Genomic DNA, 26731 nt, shown 5'->3' with positions numbered 1-26731 from the left:
ATGCTCAGTTATCTGACCCTGATAAATAATTTCTTTTTCCCATCTTCTGACTGGTCTCTTTCTGATTCGCTGCATGTGGAAAAGATATATTCTGTCTGGAACTGCATTTCTCTATATCTCATATAAGCCAGGTACTGATCCTTTAATTCTTTATTAACTGCCATTTTTTCTCCTTTCATCTGTTCCGCTCGTTATTCTGTTCCTGAAATTCACTTTTTTCCTGTTCCGGTTTAACAGCCATTTCAACTTTCTTTTCCTGACTGTTATAGTAATAGGCATGATCTGATAACTGTTCTTCTCTACGGACAGTAGTTTCGTTCACAATTTTGATGATATCTTCTAATTCCCTTGGATCATCGAAAGTGCTTTCCGGGAATAAAATTGTTTCATGAATGCTGCTGGGCGCAATATAATAATCCTCTCCAATAACCTCTCTGGCGTACTCCAAAACCTCTGGATTGGTAATCAGCGCAGCACCAAATGATTTCTTCTGGTTGGTCAGGACGTAAGCTTTTTCTTCTAATGTAGGAACGTCCATAACATCTAACGGCATCATCCGATCCAGCACATCTTCCAGAGATTCCAAACGATATTCCTGTGCATTGGTATTCCTGTGTGCATGTTCCAATACTTCTTCTCCAGTCATACGCAGATATGGGCACATCTCGTCCGTAACCCGGATGGTTGCATGGTCATCCAACCGGTAATAAGCAATCACTGCCATATCCTGCATCTGCTCATGCGGGGAATGACTCAGCCATTCTGCATTGTCTTCTGCATTAATTACCATGCAATACAGGTGATCTTTGGTCTCCGGCGCGGAAAAATCCGGAATTTCCGGTGTAGTGCGTCTGATACTGTCTGCAATATCTCTGGAAATTGCTACCGCAGAATCCCCACGCCGATGGCAATAGTAAGCATCATCCAGATAGACGACAGGTGCAATGCGAGAGTACGGACTACGGAGTACCAGCACATCCCGATCCTGATTCAGCCTGTTAATCATCGTTCTTTCTGCTGTTATATCCTGATCGTACATGTCAAGCTCCAGCTGATTTTTTAAATGATTTACAAATTTTTCGTATTCCATTTTTAGTCCTCCACTTCTTTAATGGTTTTATTGTAGGTTTGTATGTTTTCATACATTTTTTTGAGCTTCATATCTTTGTAGTAAGGTGTCTTCTCGATCCGGGCATATCCATAAGGGCTTATCAATATAGATTCCCCAGACTTCGCCAGTGTCATAAGATCTGATGGCTCCACAATATTGTGGTAGTCATAAGATATGGACATTCTTTTGGGAGCACCTTCGTTATAATTGTTTTTCCGTTCACGGAATTTTCCGCACCAGTCACAGATTGCTTTCTGTGTCTTTGTTGATGTTGCCGACAGGACGGATATGTACTGGCAGTTACTTACCAGATCTGCCACTTCATTTTCGCTGTATGCTGCCATCAACGCTTCCAGTGATTGCGTCACCAGAAGTAAGGTTACTTTTCGGCTCCGCAGTGTTTTAATGCCATCCAGCAATTTTTCCAGCTTTCCAGATGAAAGAATACGTGGCAGCTCATCAATCAGGATCAAGATTCTTTTAGAATCCTCAGGGCGCTTTTCGAGGTAAGCCAAAGTCTGATTAAAAATCAACTGCAATACATCATAATAGGCACTTAGCTTTTCCTCACGAATAGCCAGGTAAATGCTGTTTCCGCCTTCCAGATCTACAGGCGAAACTTTGTGCCTGTTTTCGCGGAAGCAGTAGCGGATATCAGCGTCATTTGCAAAAATGGTAATGTGGTTTGCCAACTCGGCGAAAATGCCACTTAAAGTAACTTCTGACATATCTGCAAATTGGATGAGATACCGGTATTCCGCATTTACGGAGCATACATTTTGAACAACCTCATCAATGCTGTTTTTGATTGGTTTTCCTAAGATTTCATCCATGCAATCGATAAAATTTTTTCCCTGCTTCATGTGATAGATCAGTAGACCAGTCAATAAATTTCTGGCTGAATTGATCCAAAAGGGATCTTTGGTGTTCGCCGGAAGTGGAATGAGGGAGTGAACAATCAATAACACCGCTTCCAAAATTTCCTGGCTTGAGCTGTTCCTGTCGATTCCATAGAGCGGATCATATCCATAACTGTTCCGGTCTCCCGGATCCATAACCCGGACAAGTGGCTCACCTAATTTAACTGTTTTCTGATGAAGCTCACCCTTAATATCCAGTGCTAAAATCGGAATATCCGGATTACATAGCAATGTAGGGATTGCCAATGCGGAACTTTTTCCGGTTCCGGAACCACCGATCACCAGAACATGTCCGTCATTATCAAGGCTGTGGCAGACATATTTGTGATGCCACCGGCCCAGCACAACACCGGTTGGTTCTGGATACAGCAATTCTTCTGGCACATCGGGATACATAGCTTCCACCTTTCCAGTGTCATAATATGGAGTTGCCTTGTTTAAGATCACGTCCATAAGACCATATTTCTTCTTTCCATTTTTTCTTGTGATTTTATTTCCACACCATACATACACGCTGGGAAGGAACGATACTCCAAACGCAATCAGCCATGCCCGCCAGCTAACGCCCCTGCGCCAGTAGATCAGGCGCAGGATACGATACAATGCCACCATCATGATAGGCTGGATCCAAATACCGGTGTAGGCAATCCCATTACACAGCCTGCGGATCCTTGCGATCATGACGTAATATCTCCCCCCGCAGCTGCCATATCATCGCAAGCCACCTGCGCTGCATAATGATTGTGCAGTGTGAGCGGTGCACGATATAGAGCCGTCAACAGATAACCGTGTATATTACGGATAGGGGCTGCCGATCCCGACATGCTGTCCAACACATACTCTATATGATTGGTCCCCAGTCTACATAACTGGGATTTCACTGTCCCTGCGGGCAATTGGTTGCCACCCACTGTAATCTCCGCATTATCTGGCATCATCATCACATCTGCTATAATTGCCACCATCTCATTGATCTGGTCAACATTATGAGGATTACGGATCGCAAGAGAGGGATAATCAATATGATTGCGGACCGTCTCCTCCTGCACGGTTCTATCCTCCATCGCCCGATCCTGATTGATTGGATAGTTATTACTATTATTAGTAATTACTCTATTAGTACTTAATTGCGACTTCTGACCCTCATCTGGATAATCCAATTCTGGCAAACTCACATTTTTTTCTTCCATTACAGGTTTTTCCCGTTCTGGATTACCAGGAGAGATTGACCGCTCATAAAATGTATATTCCATTTTCCCCAGTTTTCCATGCTCATTGCGAATACGTTTGCGTACCAGATAACCTGCCGTCTCCAGCACACGGAGAGCACTGCGAATACTGTCTTCTCCATCCTTAAACAAGCTCGTCAACCCACGGACCGAAAATACCCAATCATCAGGCAACGACAGTACCTTGTTCATTACACCAATCTCCCTTGCTGACAACCGTAAATCATTAAGATAACCGTTATCTACCACCGTATAATTTTTTTCTTTTTTTATTCTGATAATTGCCACCTTTTTACTTCCTCCTTCTTTTTTTGAGCAACAAAAAAAGACGTCTGCTTTATTGCTAACGTCTTTTCGTTGTGTGGGTCTTTCCTATTGTTATTTTATCTCCACGATATTTAGTTTATCTCCATTTTATCTCCATTTTCTGGAGAAAATACATCAAATTGCATCAAAATATAAGAACTTATCCTGTTTTTCACAGTTTCATAAGAATGCTGTAATATCAACGTTTTTCTTGATTTTCCAATGTTTTTACTTATCATCTTCCCATATATATGGTGTCAGCTGATATACATAATAATTTAACCAGTTTGTATAAAGTGTATTGGCGTGCGCCCTCCACATCAGCGACGGACGCTCCATGTCATCATCATTGGGAAAATAATTTTTCGGAACCTGGATATCCAATCCTTTATCCTTATCTCTTTTATATTCTTTTCCCAGGGTTACCCGGTCATATTCCGGATGTCCCATAACAAAAATCTTCTTGCCGTTCTCGGCCATGCAAAGAAAGACTCCTGCCTCGTCGGATTCTGCCATAATCTTTAGATCTTCGCATGCCTCAATGGCTTCTTTTGGAATCGTGGTATGGCGGGAATGGGGTGCCACAAAATAATCATCAAAGCCTCTGACTAACGGCTCTTTCCGATTCATCACACGATGCGTATAAAGTCCAAACAGCTTCTGCGGAAGCAGCACTTTATCCAGCCCATAATAATAATGAAGTGCCGCCTGGGCTCCCCAGCAAATATATAAAGTAGACGTCACATGAGACTCGCACCAGGCAAAAATCTCGCGAAGCTCCGTCCAGTAATCTACCTCTTCAAATTCCATCTGTTCTACCGGTGCTCCGGTAATAATAAGTCCGTCAAATCTCTTTTTCCGCACCTCTTCAAAAGTCTGATAAAATTTGTTCAAGTGGCTCTTGTCCGTATTTTTGGATTCATGAGTTTTTACGGTAATAAAGGTCACATCCACCTGCAGCGGTGTATTGGAAAAGCTCCTTAAAAGCTGAAGCTCTGTATCTTCTTTCAGCGGCATCAGGTTCAGGATTCCCACCTTCAACGGACGGATTTCCTGTGTCAGAGCTCTGCTCTCGTCCATCACAAAGATGTTTTCCTTCTCCAGTATTTCTTTTGCCGGCAAATCATTCTGTATTCTGATTGGCATGTTCTTAATTCCTCTTCTCTTTTAATCTTTCTATCATAACACACATCCCGCATCCATGCGAGATTATTCTTCGATCTCTACGGTTACAGTCCAGTAACTTTCGTTGGCTTCTATGGACGTTACGGTTCCTTCCAGCTTCTTTAATGGCTTCTTCGTGTTATTGGACATGGCAATGGCATCTTTAATTGTATAATAGAACATAACACCTGCCATCGTATTTGCCGTATCTTCTTTCAAGGCTACGGTGTTACCGACCTGTATTAGCCCATCCCGCTCCATTCGAAATTCCATCTTTCTGGCCATCGTATGCCACCCCCAAAAATTCTTCCAGGCAGACTCCCTGCTCTGTCATCAGCTTTGCCGCTGGAATCCCCACATAACGGAGATGCCACGGTTCAGAAATAATTCCCGTAATATCCGACTTGTCTTTCGGATAGCGGATCACATATCCATATTCCCAGCCATGCTCTGCCACCCACTGGTATTCTTTCGTATTCCGGATACCTTCATCCAGTTTTTTGTAACCATTCGTCACAAAGTCCACAGTCAGCCCCAACTGATGTTCACTGGTGCCTGGAACGGCAACCACTGTTCCTGCTTCCTTTACCGCCGCAGTATGTGCTTTGCCGGCTGCTTCCAGACGACTGATTTTATTTTCAAATAACGTCACCTGTTTGGCATAAGTACGGTAAGAAGAAGTAATATTAATGTTCACACCATCCTTCTTCGCATCCTTTACCATTCTGGTAATTTCTTTTGCTGCTCTTCTCTCCAGCTGATGTCCGCCGCCAATACTGGTCAGGTCAAGATCCAGCTCATCCTTTAAAATATAATCTTTGTTCAGCAGACTTAAGTAGCCATTGATGATCGCATCTTTCACATTCGCATCCAGCGAATCGGCAATATCTTTTTTCACCTGCTCATTGATTTTTTTCTTATTGGAAGTTTTCGGCTGAACCTGGGCCGGTTGTGCATTGGCTGGCTGTGTATTCGGATCAACTGTCGCATCTGGCTGTGTTCCATTGGCTGCCGCCGCTGCCTGGGCCTCTGCTGCTGCCTGGGCTTCTGCTGCCGCCTGGGCCTCTGCTGCCGCCTGGGCCTCTGCTGCTGCCTGGGCCTCTGCTGCCGCCTGGGCTTCTGCTGCTGCCTGGGCTTCTGCTGCCGCCTGGGCTTCTGCTGCTGCCTGCGCCTCTGCTGCCGCCTGCGCTTCCGCCGCCGCTTGGGCTTCTGCCGCTGCCTGCGCTTCTGCTGCCGCCTGCGCTTCCGCTGCTGCCTGCGCCTCTGCTGCTGCCTGCGCCTCTGCTGCTGCCTGCGCTTCTGCTGCAAAACTGATCTGACCGTTTGTAGTCAACAGAAACGCTGCGATCAATAACCCCGCAGCGCTTCGATATCCTCTTCCCTTCTTCATTCTCTATCGTTCCTATCTATTCCTTCGTACTTTCTTTTCTAACAGCAAAGCATTCCGCCTCTGCCACCCAGGCAGCAGAGATTACAGAACATATTTGCCAAACAGAGCTTACAGCAGAAATCATTTCCCATGACCTGCATTCCCCCGTATGGTGTGCTCATCTGATCATACCAGCCATTACCACCCTGCAGCTGCTGCAACAATGCACGGTACTCCATTCTGCCCGGTTCCATGGATACGGCACGCTGGGCATGATCCAGTGCCACCACATTGTTTCCAAGGCCATTATTTGCAATGGCACTCAAATAGTACCACTGGGCAGATTTCCGGGAAATTCCGGAAAGTACGTTTAATGCTTCATTATATTTTCCCGCGCGGATGTAATTCATGGCCGCATTCAGATAATTCGTCTCCTCATCCGTCTGTCCGGTTCCATAACTGTTTCCATAGCCGCGGCCGCCATAGTTTCCATAGTCGCCATAACCATAACCACCATAACCATTGGTACTTCCGTATCCAGAATAGCCCTGTTCCTTCTCCTTCATAATCTGGTCATAGGCTGCCTGTACCTGTTTAAACCTTTCCTCTGCCTGTGCGGCATTGGGATTATTAATATTGGCATCCGGATGATATTTTCTGCTCAATGTCCGATATGCCTTCTTTATCTCCTCATCCGAAGCGCCTCTTTTCAATCCCAGCACTTCATATGGATCTGTCATCATGCTTCTTTCTCTGTTTCCTTTCTACTGCAACGGATCTGACCGTAACGGCTCCAGACGCCCGCATATAATATATTTCTCAAAATCTCCACATCTTCCAGAATCGGAAGCTGTTCAAATACCCTGGATGTCTCCGCCATCATCATTTTCAGAATCTGCTGGCATTCCTGTTCAAAGGTGTCTTTCTTATATAAATCTGCCAGAGGATTGTATCTTCCCTGTTTCAGGTCTTCCTCAATATCCTCATACGCGTCCATAAGATAGATGAACTTTCCGAAGAAAAATCCCATCCGGCGTAATTTGTCCGCCCACTCATCTTCCGCGTACACGAACAATTCTGCCATAATTGCCCCAAAAAATCCAGCAGTTTTATCAATATCCTGGATATTTTCCTTCTCGCATGAAGAAAGCTGATCCAAAAGTTCCTTGATCTTCCTGGATTTCTCCTGTTTCGCCACCGAAAGCTTCCTCATTTTTCCTTTCAGAAGGAATGACAAGAGCCTGGCGCTGGCTTTTTTCTCGTCATTCCAGTCATCCAGGCATTTATAATAAGTAAGCAGAATGTTCATATCCGCTGCATAATCAAAATATGGATTTTGGCGGTAACAGTGCTTCTGCATAGGATGTGCCAGACACCGCCCCTGTCCGGAAATTGTTTCCGGCTCATACAGTCCTGTCAGAAGCAATGCCAGAAATGTCATGTCAAAGCTTAAGGTCAGCTGACCGATCCTGCCGTACCTTTTCTTCAGGCTGTGGCAGAGTCCGCAGTAGCTGGCGCGGTAGCTCTCATACTCCCGCACCTTCAGTTCCGGCTTATGTACCACAATATATCCGAACATCTGTCAGCTCCTCTTCTGAAATTCATGATGACATTTAGGGCAGCGCACCATAATCTTTCCTTTCCCTTTGGGAATCCGGATTTTCTGTCTGCATTTCGGACAGGTATAGATATGATGATATTTCCGCTCCTCCATAAGCTTTTTCTGCTGATCAAACCAGTAACGGAATTTTGCCGTGGCATTCAGATATTTCTGGTTCTCCGTGTAACGGGCACTGTGATTTCTGGACAGTACGCGGTACACGGCATATATCAGGATCAATGTTACCGCAAAGCTCAGCAACTGACTTTTAAAAAGCCAGTTCAGTACCATTCCAAGCAATGCCAGACAGACAAGGAAACGATACAGATCATCCACGCCATATCTTCCCTGCATAAAACGATAAAATTTTTCTCTCATTCCAGACTCCTTCTATACGGTAAATGTTGTTATCTTTTCTATTTACAACACACATATGAATCTATTGTAAACGAAGGTCGTGAAAAAACAATGAAAAAATTATGAAATTTTCTAAAGAGTTGCAGTTCACAAGTCTAAATCAGTCAGTTGGAAGTGATAGTCTGCGAGCGGAACCGCTCGCGCTAAGTCCTCGATCCAGCGGTACTAAGCTTCGAACATCGTCTTTGACTTGTTCTCAGTAAGTACCGGGACTGCGGACGTTCCTTTCGCAGACTATCACTTCCAACTGCCCAATTCATATCTAGGAACTGTAGCTTTAAAAACTCCCTGTCAAAAACTCTCGAACCGCTTCTATCTTTGCCTGTGCGTCCGCATATCCCAACTGATAGACACTCATAACTTTCTCCGGACGTTTGTCCATTCGTCCAATGTCCGGATCACAGCTTGGCCGGATGACCAGAATCTCCCCCACCTCTTCCAGGCGGTCAATCTCATCCATCGTATCATTATAATGTTGATAACGCTCCTTCATAGCTTCCACAAAAGCCGGATACTTCCGGTAAATTCTTCCTGCCAATGCCATGGAAGAGGGTTTCTTCCGATAGCCTTTCTGCCGGGTCAGTACCACGATATTTTTCTCATAGCCAAGTTTTCGGAACGCATCGAGAGGCACGCTGTCTGCCACACCGCCATCCAGAAGCTTCATGCCGCCCACTTCCACAATCTGGGACACCAGCGGCATAGAAGCAGATGCCCGCATATAATCAATCTCATCCATGTTGTCCATACGGATATATTCTGCTTTTCCAGTCTCCACATTGGTACAGGTCACATAAAAGGTGATCGGTGACTCTTCAAAAGCCTTCCGGTCAAAGATATCCAGCTTATCCGGAAGTTCATGATAGCAGAACTCTGTCTCTACCAGATTACCCGTCTTCAGAAGTGACCGGAAACTCATAAACCGGGGATCTTTCATATATTTCAAATAATAACGGATGCTGCGCCCGTGCTGTCCGGATACATAAGAGCATCCATGAACCGCACCTGCGGATACGCCGATCACGCCATCCACTTTGATGTCCTGCTCCAGAAATGCATCCAGCACGCCTGCCGTATAGATGCCTCGCATGGCACCGCCTTCCAGTACCAGTCCTGTTTTCATACTCTGACTCCTCCTTACTATCTGTCTATATTCCCATCAACATCATTATATATCCGTAAATCACCTGCATGACACCTGCCAGTACCATTACCAGAATGGGGTTCCATTTCTTCCTGAGCAATACCAGACAAATAGCAAAAATCACTGCCATCTGCAGTTTTATTCTGCCTTGTCCACCGATGTTCAACGCAGACACCATGATATCCACACCTGCAGACGCAATGAGCGCCACGACTGCCGGACGAAGACCTTTTAACACGCCCTGCAGCAGATCCATAGAACGATATTTGAGATATAACTTTGCAATCAATGATACCAGAATACAGGACGGAAGCACACATCCCAGCGTACATATCACTGCTCCCGGAATTCCTGCCACTTTTAACCCTACGAATGTAGCTGAATTGACGGCAATGGGACCAGGTGTCATCTGGGAAATGGTAATGAGATCCGTAAATTCCGACAACTGAAGCCAGCCATTTGCCTCCACCACCTGATGACGAATGAGGGGAAGGGCTGCATAGCCGCCTCCGAAGCTGAATGCCCCGATCTGGAGAAAGCTTAAAAATAAACGTAAATAAATCATACCTGCCCCCTCCTTCTTCGCAGCATGGTTCTGACAAATCCTAAAATTCCCGCTGCCAGAATGATAAAGATCACGTTAATGTTAAAAATCATGGAAACGGCAAATGCAGCAATCATGACCAGTATACTGACCATGTCCTTTTCCTTTGTAATGCCGCTTCCCATATCCCAGACTACGGATGCGATAACAGCTCCCACACCTGCCTGCATGCCTTCCAGCATGAGGGCAATCAGTGTCATGGAACGAAATGCTTCATAGCAGACTGAGATCACCGACAGAATTAAAAACGGCGGAAGCACCGTCCCCAGCACTGCCGTCAGAAGTCCCGTCACTCCGGCCAGCTTGTAGCCCACCACAATGGCTCCATTCACCGCAATGGCCCCCGGTGCTGACTGGGCAATAGCTACCAAATCCAGCATTTCATCCTCATCTATCCAGTGAAGCTCATCCACAAACTTCTGTTTCATCAATGTCACAATCACATAGCCGCCTCCGAAGGTGAAGGCACTCAAATAAAATGTTGATAAAAACAGAGAACGCAGCAGATGGCCGTTGTTCTTTTCTTTCATAATATGCTCCTACTGTTTCTTTATAGATATTGTGGCTAAGCGGATGAAAGTGACAGCCTGTGAGCGGAACCGCTCGCGCTAAGTCCTCGATCCAGCGGTACTAACATTCAAACATCGCTGCCGCTCGTTCTCATGAAGTACCGGGACTGCGGACGTTCCTTTCACAGGCTGTCACTTTCATCCACATAATCACCTGTAAACTGCAACGTATATTATCTCATAAATAAAGATTTTTGCAAGGGACGCTTGAAAGTTTAAGTAACTCATATTATAATACAAATAAAGAGAAGCAACTGCACACATTGTGGTTGCCTCCAAGGTTGATAAAATAAGTCACCTGTCCGGTCAAGACGTAGGTGGCTTATTTATTTTCGCTTGTTAATCCTATCTATGTAGGCAAGCAGCGCAAGCAGAAATGAACCGCCCAAAAACAACAGGCTTAATACTTCATATGTATCCATTCGCACCACCTCCCCTCTTTTCAAGTATGGGAGGCTTCCACCTAATCTAACCTAGCAATATTTATGTACATTTGCTTCTCATGCAAATAGTATATCATAATATTACATAACGTACAATTTTATCTTCACAAAAAACTGCCATTACACAGGAATTTTCCCGCATAATGGCAGTTTTTAACATTTCGGTTAAAATTACGTAACTATTCAGAACCCCATTCGCAAAACGCAGTTTTGCATGGCTCTGAATAGTCACAAAATTACATAATCTCTTTGATCCAGCCTTCCGGTGCCTCGATGCGGCCCATCTGGATTCCGGTCAGAGTATCATAAAGTTTCTTGGTAACCGGTCCCATCTCTTCCATACCGCTCGGCAGGCAGATCTCGGTTCCGTGGTCTACGATCTTTCCGATCGGGGAGATAACTGCTGCAGTTCCGCACAGACCAGCCTCTGCGAAATCTTTCAGCTCTTCTTTTGCAACCGGACGCTCTTCTACTTCCAGTCCCAGATAATCTTTTGCTACTACCATCAGAGAACGACGGGTAACAGACGGTAAGATACTGTTGGACTTCGGAGTTACGACTTTATTGTCTTTGGTTACAAAGATGAAGTTGGCACCACCGGTCTCCTCAACATAAGTTCTGGTAGCCGGATCAAGGTACATATTCTCATCAAATCCTTTGTTGTGAGCATCTACGATATTGTAAAGGCTCATTGCGTAGTTCAGACCAGCCTTGATATCGCCGGTTCCATGAGGTGCTGCACGGTCCACATCAGATACGCGGATGGTGATCGGTTTTGCTCCGCCTTTGAAGTACGGACCTACCGGAGTAGTAAAGATACGGAACTGATACTCAGTTGCCGGTTTCACACCAATAACAGAATCAATACCGAACATATACGGACGAATATACAGCGTTGCTCCGCTTCCATAAGGCGGTACATATGCTGCATTTGCTTTTACAACATCTACAACTGCCTGTACAAAACGATCTTCCGGAAATACCGGCATCTGCAGTCTTCTCTCAGAATCTGCCATACGTTTTGCGTTCAGATCCGGGCGGAAGGTAACGATTTTACCCTGCTCGGTTGTATAAGCTTTAATTCCCTCAAAGCAGGTCTGTGCATACTGAAGTACACAGGCACATTCACTCATGGTAATCATTGGATCGTCAATCAGAGCACCTTCATCCCATGCTCCATTTTTATAGTTGGCAACAAATCTCTTATCGGTTGGCATATATCCAAAACCAAGGTTGCCCCAGTCAATGTTTTTCTTTTCCATCACACTTTACTTCCTTTCCTATGTATATAGATGATGTCTGCGATGACTTACCTTGCTTTATGATACGCTTTTCAAAAACCAGTGTCAAGATTTCAGTACAAAATGATTCTTCCGATATTCCAATAATCCCTCTTCCTGCATCCGGCTCAGTTCCATGGAAAGTCCGCTCCGATCCACAGACAGATAATCTGCCAGCTGCTGGCGTGAAAATGCGATGTCAAATTCCGCACTGCCATGGCGTTGTGCTTCTGCAGAAAGGTAGGATAAAATCTTTGCCCGGCGGCTTCGCTGTCCAAGGTGGGTAATTTTTTCGTTCAGGCGCAGATTTTTCTCGGCCAATTCAGATAACAGATTGCGGATCATCCGGCTGTGATGACTGCAGGTGGATGGACAGGTAGTAAGAATCCTCTTTACACTCAAAAAAAGCACCTGCACATTGGTCTGTGCCATGACACTTACATTCAGTACAGCACCCGGGGAGCAGGCAAAGGTTTCTGCAAAACAATGTCCCGCTCCCACTGCAGCAAGAATATTCCGGTTTCCCCAGAAATCTTCCTGAATGATCATCACTTTTCCTGTGATTACCACTCCAAAAGCTTCTACCCGATCTCCTGCCCGCAAAATATATTCGTCTTTTTGAAAAGTTTCCGGACGCACTTCCAGGCAATGAAGCATTTTTTCTGTCTCTTCCTCAGAAATTCCGGAAAAAATTCCTGATGTCCGCAAAACGGATAACATTTCTTTCATTTTCTTACCTCGTTGTATTTTCAACCGATTTGTTGTTCACACTATAGTATACTCCACTCATCAAATCAAAAAAAAGGAGAATTTCTTATGGATACAAATATGTTTTGTTTTCAATGTGAGCAGACCGCTGGATGCAGCGGATGTACCGGAAAGGCCGGCGTCTGTGGAAAATCTGCTCAGACTGCTCAGATTCAGGATCAGCTGACAGGTGCATTGATCGGTCTTGCTCATGCGGCAAACGGCACTCTTCCAGAGGGACAGCCTATTGAAAAGGTAATGATTGAAAGTCTTTTTGCTACTCTTACCAATGTGAATTTTGACGATGATGCATTAAAAGTGCTGCTAGCTCGGGTACATGAAGCAAAAGCAGAACTGGTTCCTGGCTGCGGCAGCTGCATGTCTTCCTGCGGTCACAATGATGATTATGACATGATGCGGATCTGGGAGGCTGATGAAGATATCCGTTCCCTGAAATCCCTGATTTTATTCGGTATTCGCGGAATGGCCGCCTATGCTTACCATGCCATGGTACTTGGATATGAGAATGCCGAAGTAAATCAATTCTTCAGTAAAGCGCTGTTTGCCCTCGGCGAGGACTGGGATATGGAACTGCTCCTTCCCATTGTCATGGAAGTTGGGAAATACAACTTACTGTGCATGGAACTGCTTGATAAAGCCAATACCGAATCCTATGGCACACCAGTTCCCACCACAGTTCCGTTGGCTGTGGAAAAAGGTCCATTTATCGTTGTCACCGGACATGACTTAAAAGATCTGCAGCTGCTGCTTAAGCAGACAGAAGGAAAAGGAGTTAACATCTATACGCACGGTGAAATGCTCCCTGCCCATGGTTATCCGGAATTGAAAAAATATGCGCATCTGAAGGGAAACTTCGGAACCGCATGGCAGAATCAGCAGAAAGAATTTGCTTCCCTCCCGGCACCGATTCTCTTCACCACCAACTGCCTGATGCCGCCGAAGGCATCCTATGCGGACCGTGTCTTCACCACCGGAGAAGTTGCTTTCCCAGGAACCGTCCACATTGATGAAGAAAAAGATTTCACTCCGGTGATTGAAAAAGCACTGGAACTCGGTGGATATACCGAAGATCAGGCATTTACCGGAATCAACGGCGGCTCTACTGTCATGACCGGATTCTCCCATGGAACCGTGCTCAGTGTAGCTGATCAGGTAATCGATGCCGTAAAGAGCGGTGCTATCCGTCACTTCTTCCTGGTAGCTGGCTGCGACGGTACCCGCCCGGGACGTAATTACTATACGGATTTTGTAAAGCAGACACCTGCTGATACCATCATCCTTACCCTGGCCTGTGGGAAATATCGTTTTAACGATCTGGATCTTGGAACCATCGGCGGTCTCCCCCGCATCATGGATATGGGCCAGTGTAACGATGCCTACGGCGCTATCAAAGTAGCTGTGGCACTCTCCGAAGCCTTCGGATGCGATGTCAACGAACTGCCCCTGTCCATGGTACTGTCCTGGTATGAGCAGAAAGCCGTCTGCATCCTGCTCACCCTGCTCCACTTAGGGATCAAAAACATCCGCCTCGGCCCTTCCCTTCCGGCATTCCTCTCTCCCAATGTTCTGAATTACCTGGTAGAGAATTTTGGAATCGCACCGATCACCACCCCGGAAGAAGATCTGAAAGAGCTGTTGAAATAAAATGAAAAAAAAAACTGCCCTGAAACCATCAGGGCAGTTTTTACGTTGTATTTTTATTAACCATATGTTACTATTAATTTATACGTATTTCCATAGAAGATCGGTCACATATGGAATCTGTACTCTATCTCATGGCAGATAAATTTTTAGAACCATCAGTACTAAATAAACTAAAAGAGGAACAAGAATTTATTATCAACGCACTAAAACTCGGTCTTTCTGATGCCGACATTCTCCGCCTCACGGAATGCACCCCTGATAAACTGCAGGCTGCACGCAATCTTTGGCTGACACAAAAATAAAGTTTTCTTATCTGTTTCCTACTGGAATCCGGATCTCCGTCACAAACTTCTCAGGATTGCTGGTGATGCCATCATCTATCATGGTGATTTCCTGAGAAAAACCTGTGATCGTCAGATGTTCTGCCCTGATGTAAGTGAGAATTTTCCGGTAATAATCAGGCGCTTCTGTGTGTCCGCCGCAGAAACGGATAGTCACATACATCTGCTCCTGCAGTTCTTCTGTTGTCCCCTGATAGCTGTCTTCCTCATCTAAAATTAAGAATACCAGATCGTAGGTATCAAATTTTCCTTCCAGAAGATGTTCCAGGGTGATTCCAATTCCCACTTTTCCCAAAAATACACTTGTCTCCGGTTGGTCTTTCTGCAGCTGTCGAATTGAAAATTCCAGATCAAGATAGGATTTGGGACGCAGAGAATCCTGCATCCGCACCATGCGGCATCCCGGAAGCCTGATTTTCCGGATCACGTCAAGCTCTGACTGGCTGGCATCCCGGATCTGCTGAATCCGGTGATCAATCTTCCGCTCGATAATCTCCAGTTCCCGCTTTTTCCGGGCAATGAGTTCTTTCTGCCGTTCCAGCTTTTCCTCAATGACATCAATATCCCGGTTATGAAGAAATTCCGCAATTTCATCAAGAGGCAGATCAAGTGCCCGCAAATACCGGATTGTGTTCAGCACCTCGAACTGCCGAGCGCTGTAATAGCGGTATCCCGTCTCCGGGTCTGTGTATTCCGGGTGAAGAAGTCCCGCCTGATCATAATGGCGGAGCGTTCCCGCGCTCACCTGGAACATCTTTGCCACATCACTGATCCGGAATAATTTCTTATCATCCATGAACTTTTTTCCTCTCTATTCCATGTTTCCGAAGCCACAGATAGACGATCACGCAGATACCTACCGACAGCAGTGACCCACAGGCTGTGGCTATTCCCATTGGCAGCAATGTAGCCGGAAAGAGCTTGGATGTGAGGTACACTCCCGGAATTCTCACCAGCAGGATGGCAATGATATTGTGGAGGAAGGAAAATTCTGACCGCCCGCAGGCACAGAAATATCCGCTGAAGCTGAAATGAATGCCCGCAAAAATACAGTCAAAAATATACCCCCGGATATACTGTCCACCCATCATCCGAACCGTGGCATCTGTAGTAAAGAGCCCCACTGCCGGTTCTGCAATGAATTGAATAAGAATGGATACCAGAATACCAAATCCTGCCGCAATCATGATAGCATAGCGAAGGGTCTCTCTTGCCCTGTCCTCTTTGCCTGCACCAATGTTCTGGGCGCAGAGTGCCGATACGGTAGACAACATAGAGGACGGCACCAGGAAGAGGAAGCTGATCATTTTTTCCACAATTCCTACTGCAGCCGCCGCGCTTAATCCACGCCGGTTGGCGATAATGGTGATAACAATAAAAGCAATCTGAATAAATCCGTCCTGCAGCGCTACCGGAACACCGATCTGCAGAAGCTGTCCCATAACCGATTTTCTGGGGCGAAAATCATTTTTGCAAAGCGTAATACCAGATTTCTGTCTGGAAATAGCAAGTAACGCAATGACCACACTGACTGCCTGGGCAAGCGTGGTACCCAGGGCCGCACCTGCCGGCCCCAGATGAAAATAACCGATAAAGAGATAATCCAGTACAATATTTGCCACACAGGCTACTGCGATAAAGTACATGGGACTTCTGGAATCTCCCAGTCCCCGAAAGATAGAACTGATGATGTTATAGGCTGTAATAAAAGGAATCCCCAGAAAACAGATGGTCAGATAAAGCACCGTTCCGCTCACTGCCTCCTCCGGTGTGGACATGACTGTCACAATGGGACGCACAAATAAAAGCAGCACTGCTGACAGCACCACAGATAATCCCATAAACAATGTGACCGTATTTCCCACCGACAGGGACGCCTGCTTTTTATTGTTTGCTCCTACTGCCTGAGCAATGCTCACCGTCGATCCCATGGCAAGTCCTACGATCATAACCGTAATCATATGCATGACCTGACTTCCTATAGAGACTGCCGTCGTTCCGGCTACTCCCTCAAACTGTCCAATAATAAAAAGATCCGCCATGCCGTACAATGTCTGCAGAAAATACGACAACAGATACGGCAGGGAGAACCACACAATATTCTGAAAAACACTTCCTGAAGTCAGATTTTTTTCCATTTCTTTCGTAACTCCTTTTCCTGAACTGCCCTTTATCTTAAACCTTATAACTATTGTAAGGTCAATCTTTTCTTACAGCAAGCACTTGGCAAATTTTTTTCGTGGTTTTATAATACGACTATAGTTTGTCGGTGTGCAGACCCGATGGAAGTGACAGGCTGCGAAAGGAACGTCCGCAGTCCCGGTACTTCATGAGAACGAGCGCTCTGCGATGTTCGAATGTTAGTACCGCTGGATCGAGGACTTAGCGCGAGCGGTTCCGCTCACAGCCTGTCTCTTCCGAAAGGGCTGCACGGAACTATCACCTACAATTCGGAGGGATACCATCATGAATATTATCATCAGAGCATATCAGAACACAGATCTTCCTTCTATGAATCAGATCTGGAACGAGGTCGTGGAGGACGGCGTTGCTTTCCCCCAGGAAGATTTTCTGAATGCGGAAACCGGCAAAGCATTTTTTGCTGAGCAGACATACACTGCTGTAGCAGAGGATACGGACACTGGAAATGTTCTGGGACTTTACATTCTTCATCCTAATAATATCGGCCGGTGCGGTCATATCTGCAATGCCAGCTATGCAGTCAGCTCCCAGGCAAGGGGACTTCATATCGGAGAGAAACTGGTCTCCGACTGTCTTATTCAGGGAAAACTCCATGGCTTCCGCATCCTGCAGTTTAATGCTGTTGTTGCCAGCAATATTCACGCGAGACATCTCTATGAACGTCTTGGCTTTATCCAGCTGGGCGTCATTCCCGGTGGTTTCCGTATGAAAGACGGTCATTATGAGTATATTTGTCCCTATTATCATGAGTTATAAGCTCATTTGTTAACCTCCTAATTATTTTTAGTTGACAATTTGTTTTCCCGCTTTTATAATTGTGAACCATAGTGATTACGGAGGTTTACAAATGACAAAGACAAAATCTATCATCTACTGCGGACTCTTTACCGCACTCATTGCCGTGGGCGCTTTTATTAAAATTCCTGTCCCGGTGGTTCCCTTTACGTTACAATATCTCTTTACCATGCTGGCTGGACTGCTCCTGGGCGCACGCCTTGGTTCCCTGTCGGTTTTCGCTTACATGGTGCTTGGTCTTGCAGGACTTCCTATCTTTACCGAAGGCGGCGGTCTCTGGTATGTATTGAAACCAAGCTTCGGTTATATCATCGGCTTTGTAGTCGGTACCTTCGTTACCGGATGGATTGCTGAGCATATGAAGAAAAAGACGATCCTTCGTTATCTTTTCGCAAATCTTGCCGGACTGATGGTAGTCTATGCCTTCGGCATGATATATTACTACTTTATCTGTAATTATGTGATCAACACTCCAATCGGCGTATGGCCGCTGTTTCTCTATTGCTTCCTGCTGGCTGTACCGGGAGATATCGCTTTAAGTATCTTAGGAGCTGTCATTGCCAAACGGGTGCGTCCGGTCATCGGCCTTCACGCTCTGTACCCGGCAAAAACAACTGCAAAATTATAAAACCTGAATCTACGAGGAGACACAACATGGATGTACTTGCACTTGCAAAAGAAATTATTGACGGGAGAAGACTGACCAGAGAAGATGATCTTTCCTTCTTCCTTACCTGCGATCTCGACGATCTTTGTAAAGGAGCAGACCAGATCCGCGAAGCGCGCATCGGTGATAAGGTGGATCTTTGTTCCATCATCAACGGACGAAGCGGACGCTGCCCGGAAGACTGTAAATACTGTGCCCAGTCCGCACATCATCATACCAACTGTGAAATCTACGATTTTCTGCCGGAAGAAAAAATCGTGGAGCTCTGCAAACTCAATGAATCTGAAGGTGTGAACCGCTTCTCCATTGTCACCGCCGGAAAAGCACTGACTGGAAAAGAATTTGATAAAGCCATCCACGCATATGAGACCATGCACCGGGAATGTAAGATTGACCTTTGTGCTTCCATGGGATTTCTCTCTGCTGAGCAGCTGCACCGTCTCCACGAAGCAGGCGTGACCAGCTATCACCATAACATCGAGACCTCCCGGAGAAATTTCCCAAATATCTGCACTACCCATACCTATGACATGAAAATTGAGACTCTGAAAAAAGTAAAAGCAGAAGGCATGTGTGCCTGTTCCGGAGGTATCATCGGCATGGGCGAGACTTGGGAAGACCGTCTCGACATGGCTGTCAGTCTGGCTGAACTGGGAATTGATTCCATTCCCATCAATGCTCTGATGCCCATTCCTGGGACACCTCTCGAACATCTTAAGGAACTTTCCGAAGAGGATATCCTGAGAACCATTGCTTTCTTCCGCTACATCAATCCGGACGCCAATATTCGTCTGGCTGCCGGACGTGCACTTCTGACCAACGATGGAGAAAAAGCCTTTCAGGCTGGAGCATCTGCTACTATTACCGGAAATATGCTGACCACGGTTGCCTGTGCCACGATCCGGAGCGACCGTCAGATGCTGACAGATCTGGGCCGTGATGTAACTCCGGACTACTGGAAGGAGGCATAATGCCATGAGCAAAGCACTTTTTGTCACCGGTACCGGCACAGATACCGGGAAAACGTATGTTACCGGTCTGATTGTTAAAAAGCTTCAGGAAGCCCAAAAAAATCCTGCCTATTATAAAGCAGCCATGAGCGGTAATGACAGACGTCCTGACGGTACCTTAATCCCAGGAGACGCCCTGGCAGTTCAGACCATGAGCGGCATCGATCAGTCTCTTACTTCCATGTGTCCCTATGTCTATGAGCATGCTTATTCTCCGCACCTGGCATCCCGCCTGGAGGGAAATCCGGTGGTGATGGATGTAGTAACGCATGGATTTGCAGATGTAACAGCAGTCTACGACTATGTAACGGTAGAAGGAAGCGGTGGCATTCTCTGCCCCATCTGCTTTGACGAGGCGAGAATTCAGTTGGAAGATGTGGTGAAAGAGCTCCATCTTTCCAGTATTCTCATAGCAGATGCCGGACTTGGCACCATCAACAGCGTAGTACTGACCGCAGAATACATGAAAACCCACGGATTGCCGCTGAAAGGAATTATTTTCAATCATTACCATCCGGGCGATGTGATGGAGGACGACAATATTTTCATGTGCGAACATATGACAGGACTGCCGACACTGGCAAAGGTGCAGGACGGTGACACGGAACTTGATATGAATATCGACGCACTCTGTGCGCTTTATGACGAGGTGAAATAAATGATCTGGTATCCTTATGAACAAATGAAAACCATGCGGGAACCTTACAAAATCGTGGATGCAGACGGAGTCTATCTCTATACAGAGGATCAGAAGCTCATTGATTCTGTTTCTTCCTGGTGGTGCATGATCCACGGTTACAAACATCCGGAACTGACTGCCGCCATCAAAGAACAGGCTGATCACTTCTGCCATGTCATGCTGGGTGGTCTGACCCATGATCCGGTACAGAAGCTCTCTGATAAACTGGAAAACTTCCTCCCCGGTGATCTTGACTACTGCTTCTTCTCTGATTCCGGCAGTGTAGCTGTGGAAGTTTCCCTGAAAATGGCACTTCAGTACAATACCAATCAGGGCCGGAAACGCCCGCTGGTACTGGCTCTTACCCATGCTTACCATGGAGATACATTTAAAGCCATGGAAGTCGGTGATGATGAAGACTATCATTTCGCTTTTGATAAAAAAGAAGGCGTCATCCATATTCCCACTGAGATCGCGGCTCTGGAAGAAGCCTTTGTCCATTATCACGATCAGCTGAATTCCTTTATCGTGGAACCTCTTCTGCAAGGTGCAGGAGGTATGCGGATGTATGATCTTGCATTCCTGAAACGTGCCAGAGAGCTCTGTACAGAATATGATGTACTGCTGATTTTTGACGAGGTAGCCACCGGATTCGGCCGCACCGGCTATCGTTTTGTGGCTGACGAGATACTTCCGGACATTCTGGTCTTAGGCAAAGCACTGACCGGCGGTTATATCGGTCATGCCGTAACAGTTGCCAACCATAAAGTCTTTGAAGCATTTTACAGTGATGACGACCGGAAAGCACTGATGCACGGACCCACCTTTATGGGAAATCCTCTTGCCTGCGCGGTCGCCTTAAAAGGCATTGAGATCTTTGAGCGGGAAGATTACATGAGCAAAATCCACCGGATCACGGAGATCTCCCACCGGGAAATGGACGGATTTACCGATCCCAGAATCCGTGAGATCCGCATCATGGGTGGTTGCACCTGTGTGGATGTCTATGATCCTGCCACTCTGGACGGATTCCAGCAGTTCGCCTATGAACACGGGGTCTTCAGCCGTCCGTTCCTGACCTGTATGTATACAATGATGCCTTATATCATCAAAGAAGATGAACTAATACAGATTTATGACGTCATGAAAAAATGGTTCCGGAGATAATCTCCGGAACCATTTTTATGTCGTACCCCTTCTCCTGTCAGAGGAATTCTACCCTTCCATCCTCGATATGATAGACGGCCCCGACGACCCGCAGTCCTTCTTCCTCAATCTGATGGATTTCCAGACTGTGTTCAATCATATCGATACTGTGCTGCACATTGAGACAGCAGGCTTTGAAATCATCCGTCTCATCCCCGATGGCCAGCTTAATCTCATCGGTAATGTATTTGATATATCCCTGCGGGTCATGGTTGATGGCCGCATCCACCGCACCGCAGAACGTATGTCCAAGCACTACGATAAGCGGGCTTCCCAGATGGTCCGCCGCATACTCGATGCTTCCCAGCTGATGGTCATCGATCACATTTCCCGCCACACGAATCACAAAGAGATCTCCCAGGCCTGCCGAAAAAATACTCTCCGGAATCACACGGGAATCCGAACAGGTAATGATAATCGCATAAGGATGCTGTCCATTTTCATGCGTATATTTTCGGAGCATACGGGAAATATTTCCCCGGCTGGTCTCCGCATTCAGGTATCTTGCATTTCCCTCTTTTAATTTCTTCAGCGCCTTGTCGGCGGTCATAATAAATGCATGCATACTTCAAACCCTATTTGTTTTTCTTATATTTGCCGATCTTCTGGTCAATAGAAAGGATTTCACCCTCCGGGCGATATACCACTTTTACGTAAGCGGACACCTTCTTCGCCCCTGCGCGGACTGCCACGTGCTGGCATTCCTTGACAATATCCATCAACTGGTCATAATCATCTCCCTCGATGGTGGTTTCAAAGGGACCCACTTCATAGCGAAGACCAGTGCCTGCAATATAAGCAATTACCTCATCTACGATTCTGCAAAGCTCCTGATCATTTTCTGCCGATGGCAGTACCTGAATTGCTACACTTGTCATATCTTTCTTCTCCTTTTACAAATCCGCTGCCGCAGACTTCCAGTCTTCTATCACTTCATCTGCCAGCCGTTTCATCTTCTCCCAGCAGTCTGTGTTACTCTCATCCTGAACACCTGCCACATAAAATCCTGCCCGTTTTGCCGTCTCTGCCGCATAGATGGCATCTTCATAAACAGCCGTCTCTGCCGCTTTTGCACCCATCCGTCTTATGGATTCCAGATAGACATCCGGCTGCTTCTTTCCTGCCCCTACAGTCTCGCAGGAGAGTAGAAATTCAAAATCAGCAAGAACATCAAGACGTTCCAGACAGGCTTTCATGAGCGGTTCTGCTGTGGCTGATGCCACGCACATACGGACTCCCGCTGCCTTTAATTTTGTTAAATATTCCTTTACTCCTGGTTTCAGCGGGATATCATTCCGGTAATGTTCATCCATCATGGTATTCATATCCGCTGCCACGCTCTCCGGTGTTCCCAAAAGACCATATTCGCTGATAAAAAGTGCTGCTGACTCTGTCATCGTCATAGGCTTGATACGTTCCAGAATCTCTGCTGACACTTTTTTCACCCCATGGCTTTCCAGATATTCAAAAGCCAGACGCTTCCAGAATCCCATGGAATCTACCAGGGTTCCGTCCATATCAAAAATTGCATACGGCTTATTCATGGCTCACCATCTCTGCTGCCAGTGTTTTCAGATGCTCTGTAGCTGCTCCCGGATCCTTCGCTGCAAAAATGGCAGATACTACTGCAACTCCGTCCACGCCACATCCAGAGAGTTCTTCCACATTGGAAGCGTTAATGCCGCCGATGGCTACCACCGGAATGGATACAGAGCTGCTGATCTCTTTTAACTTTTCTTTGGAAAGATTTCTTGCATTTTTCTTGGTACTGGTTCCAAACACAGCACCGACACCAATATAGTCTGCACCTGCTTTTTCTGCAGCCTGTGCTTCTTCTACGGTTCCGGCGGAAATTCCCAGAATTTTATCCGGACCGATCATGGCACGGATATCTCTTCCCTTAATATCGGACTGGCCCACATGGACGCCGTCTGCATCAATGTCGATGGCAATCTCCACGCTGTCATTTACCACAAAAGGCACATGATACTGGGCACACAGGCCTTTCAGTTCCTCTGCTTCCTGCTCAAAGGTTCCCTCATCCAGGTCTTTCTCCCGGATCTGCAGAAATGTTGCCCCATGCTCCAGCACATTTTTGCATACATCTGTCAGTTTTTCGCCTTCCTTTAACCACATCCGGTCGGTTACTGCATAAAGCAGCATGGATTTCCGGATCTCTTCTTTAGAGTATTTCATATTGCATTCCCTCCACCAATTGTTCTTCTGTCATATTAAATACAGCATCAATCAAATCTGTCCGGAATGTAGCATTGCCTGTTCCGTTCTTGATACGGCGTGCCTCTGCCACCTCTCCGCTGATTCCCATCACGCTCATGGCTGCCACTGTTGCCGTAAAGCAGTCTTCCGACATGGCTCCGCAAAATGCGCCGATCATGGAAGTCAGCATACAGCCGCTGCCCGTAATCCTCGCCATAGTTGCACATCCATTTCTGAGGACTGCCGTTTCTTTCCCATCGGATACCAGATCCAGCTTTCCTGAAACAGCAATGACACTTCCCGTGCGTTCCGCAAGTGCCCGCACCATCTCTGCTGCTTCTTTGAGATTCTCTTCCGTAATCTTATCAAGGGCACTTACATCCACACCACTTCCGGCGGTCTGCTGTCCTGCCAGATAACGGATCTCTGACGCATTTCCACGAATGGAGCTGAACTTCACTTCTTTTAACAATTCTGCTGCCACTTCTCTTCGAAGGCTCGTTCCACCTGCTGCTACCGGATCCAGAACAACCGGACGACCAAGCTTGTTCATCTCTTTTCCGGCCAGAATCATGGACGGGGCATCTTCAATGGCTCCCATATTGCAGACCAGTGCCCGGGCATTTCTGGCTGCCTCTGCCGCCTCCCGGACGTCATGCGCCATAGACGGAGAGCCGCCTGCTGCCAAAATGATATTTGCACAGTCATTGACCGTCACAAAATTGGTAATGCACTGCACCAGCGGTTCCTTTTCCCGCACCAGATGTAATGCCTCTGCATACTTGTTCATAAAACCTTTGTCTCCTTACGCCAGCTCATTCTGCATCCGTCCAAGCACAGCCGTTTTCTTTAAGATCACCAGGATTGCCACACCCATAGCTGCTCCTACCACTGCAGACGGGGTATAGAACGGAATATAGTAAAACGGGGACTGGGCATCCAGTCCGTAGAACATCTTCATCAAAGGATAAGAAGACATGGCTCCGAAAAATCCGGTTCCGATGACTTCTCCAATCCATACCAGATAAATATTTTTCGTCTTCTTATAAATCAGGCCTCCCAGAATCGGTCCATAGATTGCTCCGGTAACTGCCTGAATGGTACGGCCGGACAACATTCTCATAATGCCGCATAAAAGGGCTGCCGCGAATCCATACCAAGGGCCTACCAGAACCGCTGCAATGACATCCACGCAGTGCTGGAACGGTGCCATGGCCGGGAAATAGACAAAGGTGTTCAGGACGAAGGCCAGACAGGCCAGCATGGCAGTCAGTGCCATTTTTTTAGTTACATTTTTCTGCATATTCATTCACTCCTCTTTTGCTCAAACAAGGGAAACCTGATGACCAACACCTGACTTTTTACTGACAAAAAAGGAGGCTCCTGTATCGGTGCCTCCTGTAAAATCATATTCGATGACTTCCTACGACGGCATTATCCGTATCAGGTTAAAGGGTCGAAGGTCATTCCTTCCTCTCAGCCTGTCACACAAGCTCCCCTGTTCTCTTTCTGCTGTCTATTTTACCCCTGTACAGTAGGAAATGCAAGTCCTATTCATTTTTCTTACCCTGCATAGGGCAGCGCTTCAAACAGATCATTCTCCGACACACCGCCTATGGTTCCTGCATAAAATCCGTCTGCCTCAAGGTCCACCGTCAGACTTCCTGCCGTTCCATCCTCCAGTTCAAAGCCAAAGGTACCGTCTTCAGAGTAACTGGTCGGGGTAATCACATCTCCTGCATTTAAGGTGGCATTGGAGCCTTCTATTCTGCAGGACACGGAACCTTTAACACTTAGTTTCACATCCGATGCATGATTGAAAAGATACGTATCTCCATCCGGCGTCAGTTTGTCATCCACAATATGATAAGTTCTGGTGCCGCCATAAGTGCCCAGCACATCCACCTTGGATGTAATCTCGATACCGTCTGCCGGATTGGAAGGAACTTTTTCAATGCTTCCGTCCTGCTGGGAAACCGCGAACTTTTCCCCATCCATTTTCACCAGATAGGTTGTCGCATAATCATTATAGGTACGTGTTTCCGCCAGCACATAGTACTGTCCATTCAGCTTCAATGCATAGATATCTCCCACGGCCAGCGTCTCTGCATCCAGTTCAAAACTGTTAGAGCCATACTGGGCGGTTACGCTGATCATATCATCATTTTCTTTGGGATCGGATGTTACCAATGTAAATTCCTGGCCGTCAATCTCCACCGGAATATTGGCTTCCAGCTTCGTCACATTGGAATCCATCGTAGCCGGAGTACCGATAGCGTCCATAAGCGGGGTCCAGTCAAGGACGGCATACTGCTCCGTATAAGAATCAATCATTGCCTGCGCGGTCTCTTCATCCGTCGGCGTATCATTGCTCACATCCCAGTCATCATCCACGGAAGTAAACCATGGATTCTGCTCATCTGCTCCTGCGTCATAAATGACCGACTGCTGAATAGAAAGTTCTCCATTTTCTACGATATAATACAGCCATCCGGAACTTGCTGCACCGTTGGAACCTTCATTGGCAATGATCACAGCACCCGCCTCATCTTCCACCAGATAATATCGGTTTCTCTCCTGACTGGTAAACAGCTGCTTTGCCGCATCTCCGTCCATAGTATAAGCATCCAGAATCATCCGGTTCACCGGTTCTTCCGTATCTGTTTCACCAATCAGTAATTCCAGCTGTCCGTCCTGATCAAGATCGTATAACGTATAACCTACTGACACCATAGTGGCCAGATTACTGTAATTATGCTCATAGATCTGGTCATAATCCCACTGTTCCTCTATCAGTGACCGATAGTCGTCGATAATCCCTTCGTAGGCTTCCGTCATACCATCATCCATCACTTCCGGTTTTGCTTCTTCCGGTTCTGTATTTTCCGTGGTATCCCCCGCATTTTCTGTATCCTGCGCTGTCTGATCTGCATTGTTTCCACATGCTGTCAACATGGACATTCCAAGCATCAATACACATAAAATCGCAATTCTCTTTTTCATAAGATCCTCCTTCATGAAATTACCTTCATTTTGGTATCCTCAT

The 26731-nt window shown here is 46.4% G+C and carries 32 protein-coding genes and 1 riboswitch; of the genes, 7 read left to right on the top strand and 25 right to left on the bottom strand.

All coding sequences use genetic code 11. The annotated features are described in order from the left end of the window. Nucleotides 1-8 precede the first annotated feature (8 nt). The 16 genes from ACZMB2_RS08015 to ACZMB2_RS07940 all read right to left on the bottom strand — a co-directional run bounded on the left by ACZMB2_RS08015 (nt 9) and on the right by ACZMB2_RS07940 (nt 12885). Complete coding sequence (locus ACZMB2_RS08015; protein ID WP_487596321.1) at nt 9-164, bottom strand: hypothetical protein; 156 nt, start codon at nt 162-164, stop codon at nt 9-11. Between the two features lie 11 nt (nt 165-175). Beyond that, nucleotides 176-1090 (bottom strand): DUF5688 family protein, encoded by a 915-nt coding sequence (locus ACZMB2_RS08010; protein ID WP_487596320.1) that lies wholly within the window; start codon nt 1088-1090, stop codon nt 176-178. A gap of 2 nt (nt 1091-1092) precedes the next feature. Beyond that, on the bottom strand, nt 1093-2712 hold the full coding sequence (locus ACZMB2_RS08005) for a type IV secretory system conjugative DNA transfer family protein (protein WP_487596319.1): 1620 nt from the start codon (nt 2710-2712) through the stop codon (nt 1093-1095). Next, the gene (locus ACZMB2_RS08000) at nt 2709-3548 is read right to left on the bottom strand and encodes a DUF6017 domain-containing protein (RefSeq protein ID WP_487596318.1); all 840 of its coding nucleotides are present in this window, start codon (nt 3546-3548) and stop codon (nt 2709-2711) included. Before ACZMB2_RS08000 ends, ACZMB2_RS08005 begins: the two co-directional genes overlap by 4 nt. Nucleotides 3549-3794: 246 nt before the next feature. Continuing rightward, nucleotides 3795-4712 (bottom strand): homoserine O-acetyltransferase MetA, encoded by a 918-nt coding sequence (metA, locus tag ACZMB2_RS07995; RefSeq protein ID WP_487596317.1) that lies wholly within the window; start codon nt 4710-4712, stop codon nt 3795-3797. A gap of 63 nt (nt 4713-4775) precedes the next feature. Beyond that, nucleotides 4776-5003 (bottom strand): hypothetical protein, encoded by a 228-nt coding sequence (locus ACZMB2_RS07990; protein ID WP_487596316.1) that lies wholly within the window; start codon nt 5001-5003, stop codon nt 4776-4778. Next, entirely contained in the window at nt 4960-6120 is a 1161-nt protein-coding gene (locus ACZMB2_RS07985) for a M15 family metallopeptidase (RefSeq protein WP_487596315.1), read from the bottom strand. The genes ACZMB2_RS07990 and ACZMB2_RS07985 overlap by 44 nt, the downstream gene beginning before the upstream one ends. A 38-nt stretch (nt 6121-6158) precedes the next feature. After that, on the bottom strand, nt 6159-6839 hold the full coding sequence (locus ACZMB2_RS07980) for a J domain-containing protein (RefSeq protein WP_487596355.1): 681 nt from the start codon (nt 6837-6839) through the stop codon (nt 6159-6161). Next, nucleotides 6839-7678, bottom strand: coding sequence for a DUF5685 family protein (locus tag ACZMB2_RS07975; RefSeq protein WP_487596314.1), 840 nt, complete (start codon nt 7676-7678; stop codon nt 6839-6841). Before ACZMB2_RS07975 ends, ACZMB2_RS07980 begins: the two co-directional genes overlap by 1 nt. 3 nt (nt 7679-7681) lie before the next feature. Continuing rightward, a complete protein-coding gene (locus ACZMB2_RS07970; protein ID WP_487596313.1) occupies nt 7682-8077 on the bottom strand; it encodes a zinc ribbon domain-containing protein in 396 nt (131 codons plus the stop codon). Nucleotides 8078-8393: 316 nt separating this feature from the next. Then, nucleotides 8394-9239 carry a patatin-like phospholipase family protein gene (locus ACZMB2_RS07965; protein WP_487596312.1) on the bottom strand — a complete coding sequence of 282 codons (846 nt, stop codon included), beginning with the start codon at nt 9237-9239 and terminating at the stop codon, nt 8394-8396. A gap of 25 nt (nt 9240-9264) precedes the next feature. After that, nucleotides 9265-9825, bottom strand: coding sequence for a chromate transporter (locus ACZMB2_RS07960; protein ID WP_487596311.1), 561 nt, complete (start codon nt 9823-9825; stop codon nt 9265-9267). After that, nucleotides 9822-10394: a chromate transporter gene (locus ACZMB2_RS07955; RefSeq protein ID WP_487596310.1), complete on the bottom strand. Its 573-nt coding sequence runs from the start codon at nt 10392-10394 to the stop codon at nt 9822-9824. Before ACZMB2_RS07955 ends, ACZMB2_RS07960 begins: the two co-directional genes overlap by 4 nt. Before the next feature lie 365 nt (nt 10395-10759). After that, nucleotides 10760-10855, bottom strand: a complete 96-nt coding sequence (locus ACZMB2_RS07950) for a putative holin-like toxin (RefSeq protein ID WP_308458250.1) — start codon at nt 10853-10855, stop codon at nt 10760-10762. 257 nt (nt 10856-11112) lie between these two features. Further along, nucleotides 11113-12138 (bottom strand): branched-chain amino acid aminotransferase, encoded by a 1026-nt coding sequence (locus ACZMB2_RS07945; RefSeq protein WP_118769102.1) that lies wholly within the window; start codon nt 12136-12138, stop codon nt 11113-11115. Nucleotides 12139-12222: 84 nt separating this feature from the next. Next, entirely contained in the window at nt 12223-12885 is a 663-nt protein-coding gene (locus tag ACZMB2_RS07940) for a Crp/Fnr family transcriptional regulator (protein WP_487596309.1), read from the bottom strand. 87 nt (nt 12886-12972) lie between these two features. Here ACZMB2_RS07940 and hcp point away from each other — a divergent pair, with 87 nt between their 5' ends. Both hcp and ACZMB2_RS07930 read left to right on the top strand, forming a co-directional pair. After that, a complete protein-coding gene (gene hcp / locus ACZMB2_RS07935) occupies nt 12973-14568 on the top strand; it encodes a hydroxylamine reductase (protein WP_487596308.1) in 1596 nt (531 codons plus the stop codon). A 131-nt stretch (nt 14569-14699) separates the two neighbouring features. After that, on the top strand, nt 14700-14870 hold the full coding sequence (locus ACZMB2_RS07930; RefSeq protein ID WP_487596307.1) for a hypothetical protein: 171 nt from the start codon (nt 14700-14702) through the stop codon (nt 14868-14870). A 7-nt stretch (nt 14871-14877) separates the two neighbouring features. On the opposite strand, the gene ACZMB2_RS07925 is transcribed toward ACZMB2_RS07930, so the two are convergent. Continuing rightward, a complete protein-coding gene (locus ACZMB2_RS07925; protein WP_487596306.1) occupies nt 14878-15705 on the bottom strand; it encodes a MerR family transcriptional regulator in 828 nt (275 codons plus the stop codon). After that, on the bottom strand, nt 15698-17047 hold the full coding sequence (locus ACZMB2_RS07920) for an MATE family efflux transporter (RefSeq protein WP_487596305.1): 1350 nt from the start codon (nt 17045-17047) through the stop codon (nt 15698-15700). Before ACZMB2_RS07920 ends, ACZMB2_RS07925 begins: the two co-directional genes overlap by 8 nt. 328 nt (nt 17048-17375) lie before the next feature. Between ACZMB2_RS07920 and ACZMB2_RS07915 the strand changes: the two genes are divergently transcribed. The 5 genes from ACZMB2_RS07915 (at nt 17376) to bioA (ending at nt 21429) form a co-directional block, all read left to right on the top strand. Beyond that, on the top strand, nt 17376-17867 hold the full coding sequence (locus ACZMB2_RS07915; RefSeq protein WP_487596304.1) for a GNAT family N-acetyltransferase: 492 nt from the start codon (nt 17376-17378) through the stop codon (nt 17865-17867). A 91-nt stretch (nt 17868-17958) separates the two neighbouring features. Next, nucleotides 17959-18534 carry a biotin transporter BioY gene (locus ACZMB2_RS07910; RefSeq protein WP_487596303.1) on the top strand — a complete coding sequence of 192 codons (576 nt, stop codon included), beginning with the start codon at nt 17959-17961 and terminating at the stop codon, nt 18532-18534. Nucleotides 18535-18560: 26 nt separating this feature from the next. Further along, on the top strand, nt 18561-19544 hold the full coding sequence (bioB, locus tag ACZMB2_RS07905; RefSeq protein WP_118769094.1) for a biotin synthase BioB: 984 nt from the start codon (nt 18561-18563) through the stop codon (nt 19542-19544). Nucleotides 19545-19548: 4 nt separating this feature from the next. Beyond that, on the top strand, nt 19549-20241 hold the full coding sequence (gene bioD, locus ACZMB2_RS07900) for a dethiobiotin synthase (protein ID WP_487596302.1): 693 nt from the start codon (nt 19549-19551) through the stop codon (nt 20239-20241). Beyond that, entirely contained in the window at nt 20242-21429 is a 1188-nt protein-coding gene (bioA, locus tag ACZMB2_RS07895; RefSeq protein ID WP_487596301.1) for an adenosylmethionine--8-amino-7-oxononanoate transaminase, read from the top strand. It begins immediately after the preceding gene. Between the two features lie 37 nt (nt 21430-21466). Here bioA and ACZMB2_RS07890 read toward each other — a convergent pair whose 3' ends face one another. The 7 genes from ACZMB2_RS07890 to ACZMB2_RS07860 form a co-directional block, all read right to left on the bottom strand. Beyond that, on the bottom strand, nt 21467-22033 hold the full coding sequence (locus tag ACZMB2_RS07890) for a carbonic anhydrase (RefSeq protein ID WP_487596300.1): 567 nt from the start codon (nt 22031-22033) through the stop codon (nt 21467-21469). Between the two features lie 10 nt (nt 22034-22043). Then, entirely contained in the window at nt 22044-22346 is a 303-nt protein-coding gene (locus tag ACZMB2_RS07885) for a thiamine-binding protein (protein WP_118769090.1), read from the bottom strand. Nucleotides 22347-22361: 15 nt separating this feature from the next. Beyond that, complete coding sequence (locus ACZMB2_RS07880) at nt 22362-23012, bottom strand: HAD family hydrolase (RefSeq protein ID WP_487596299.1); 651 nt, start codon at nt 23010-23012, stop codon at nt 22362-22364. Beyond that, complete coding sequence (gene thiE, locus ACZMB2_RS07875; RefSeq protein WP_487596298.1) at nt 23005-23664, bottom strand: thiamine phosphate synthase; 660 nt, start codon at nt 23662-23664, stop codon at nt 23005-23007. Before thiE ends, ACZMB2_RS07880 begins: the two co-directional genes overlap by 8 nt. Then, nucleotides 23651-24475 (bottom strand): hydroxyethylthiazole kinase, encoded by an 825-nt coding sequence (thiM, locus tag ACZMB2_RS07870; RefSeq protein WP_487596297.1) that lies wholly within the window; start codon nt 24473-24475, stop codon nt 23651-23653. Before thiM ends, thiE begins: the two co-directional genes overlap by 14 nt. Before the next feature lie 15 nt (nt 24476-24490). Next, nucleotides 24491-24988: an energy coupling factor transporter S component ThiW gene (thiW, locus tag ACZMB2_RS07865; protein WP_118769086.1), complete on the bottom strand. Its 498-nt coding sequence runs from the start codon at nt 24986-24988 to the stop codon at nt 24491-24493. A gap of 100 nt (nt 24989-25088) precedes the next feature. Beyond that, a riboswitch (TPP riboswitch) is annotated at nt 25089-25195 on the bottom strand. Nucleotides 25196-25248: 53 nt separating this feature from the next. Beyond that, nucleotides 25249-26688 carry a hypothetical protein gene (locus ACZMB2_RS07860; protein ID WP_487596296.1) on the bottom strand — a complete coding sequence of 480 codons (1440 nt, stop codon included), beginning with the start codon at nt 26686-26688 and terminating at the stop codon, nt 25249-25251. Between the last annotated feature and the right edge of the window lie 43 nt (nt 26689-26731).

It is taken from the genome of Hominiventricola sp. (assembly GCF_057604405.1).
The sequence above is the reverse complement of the archived record's forward strand: the minus strand, read 5'-3'. Positions and strand labels throughout refer to the sequence as shown.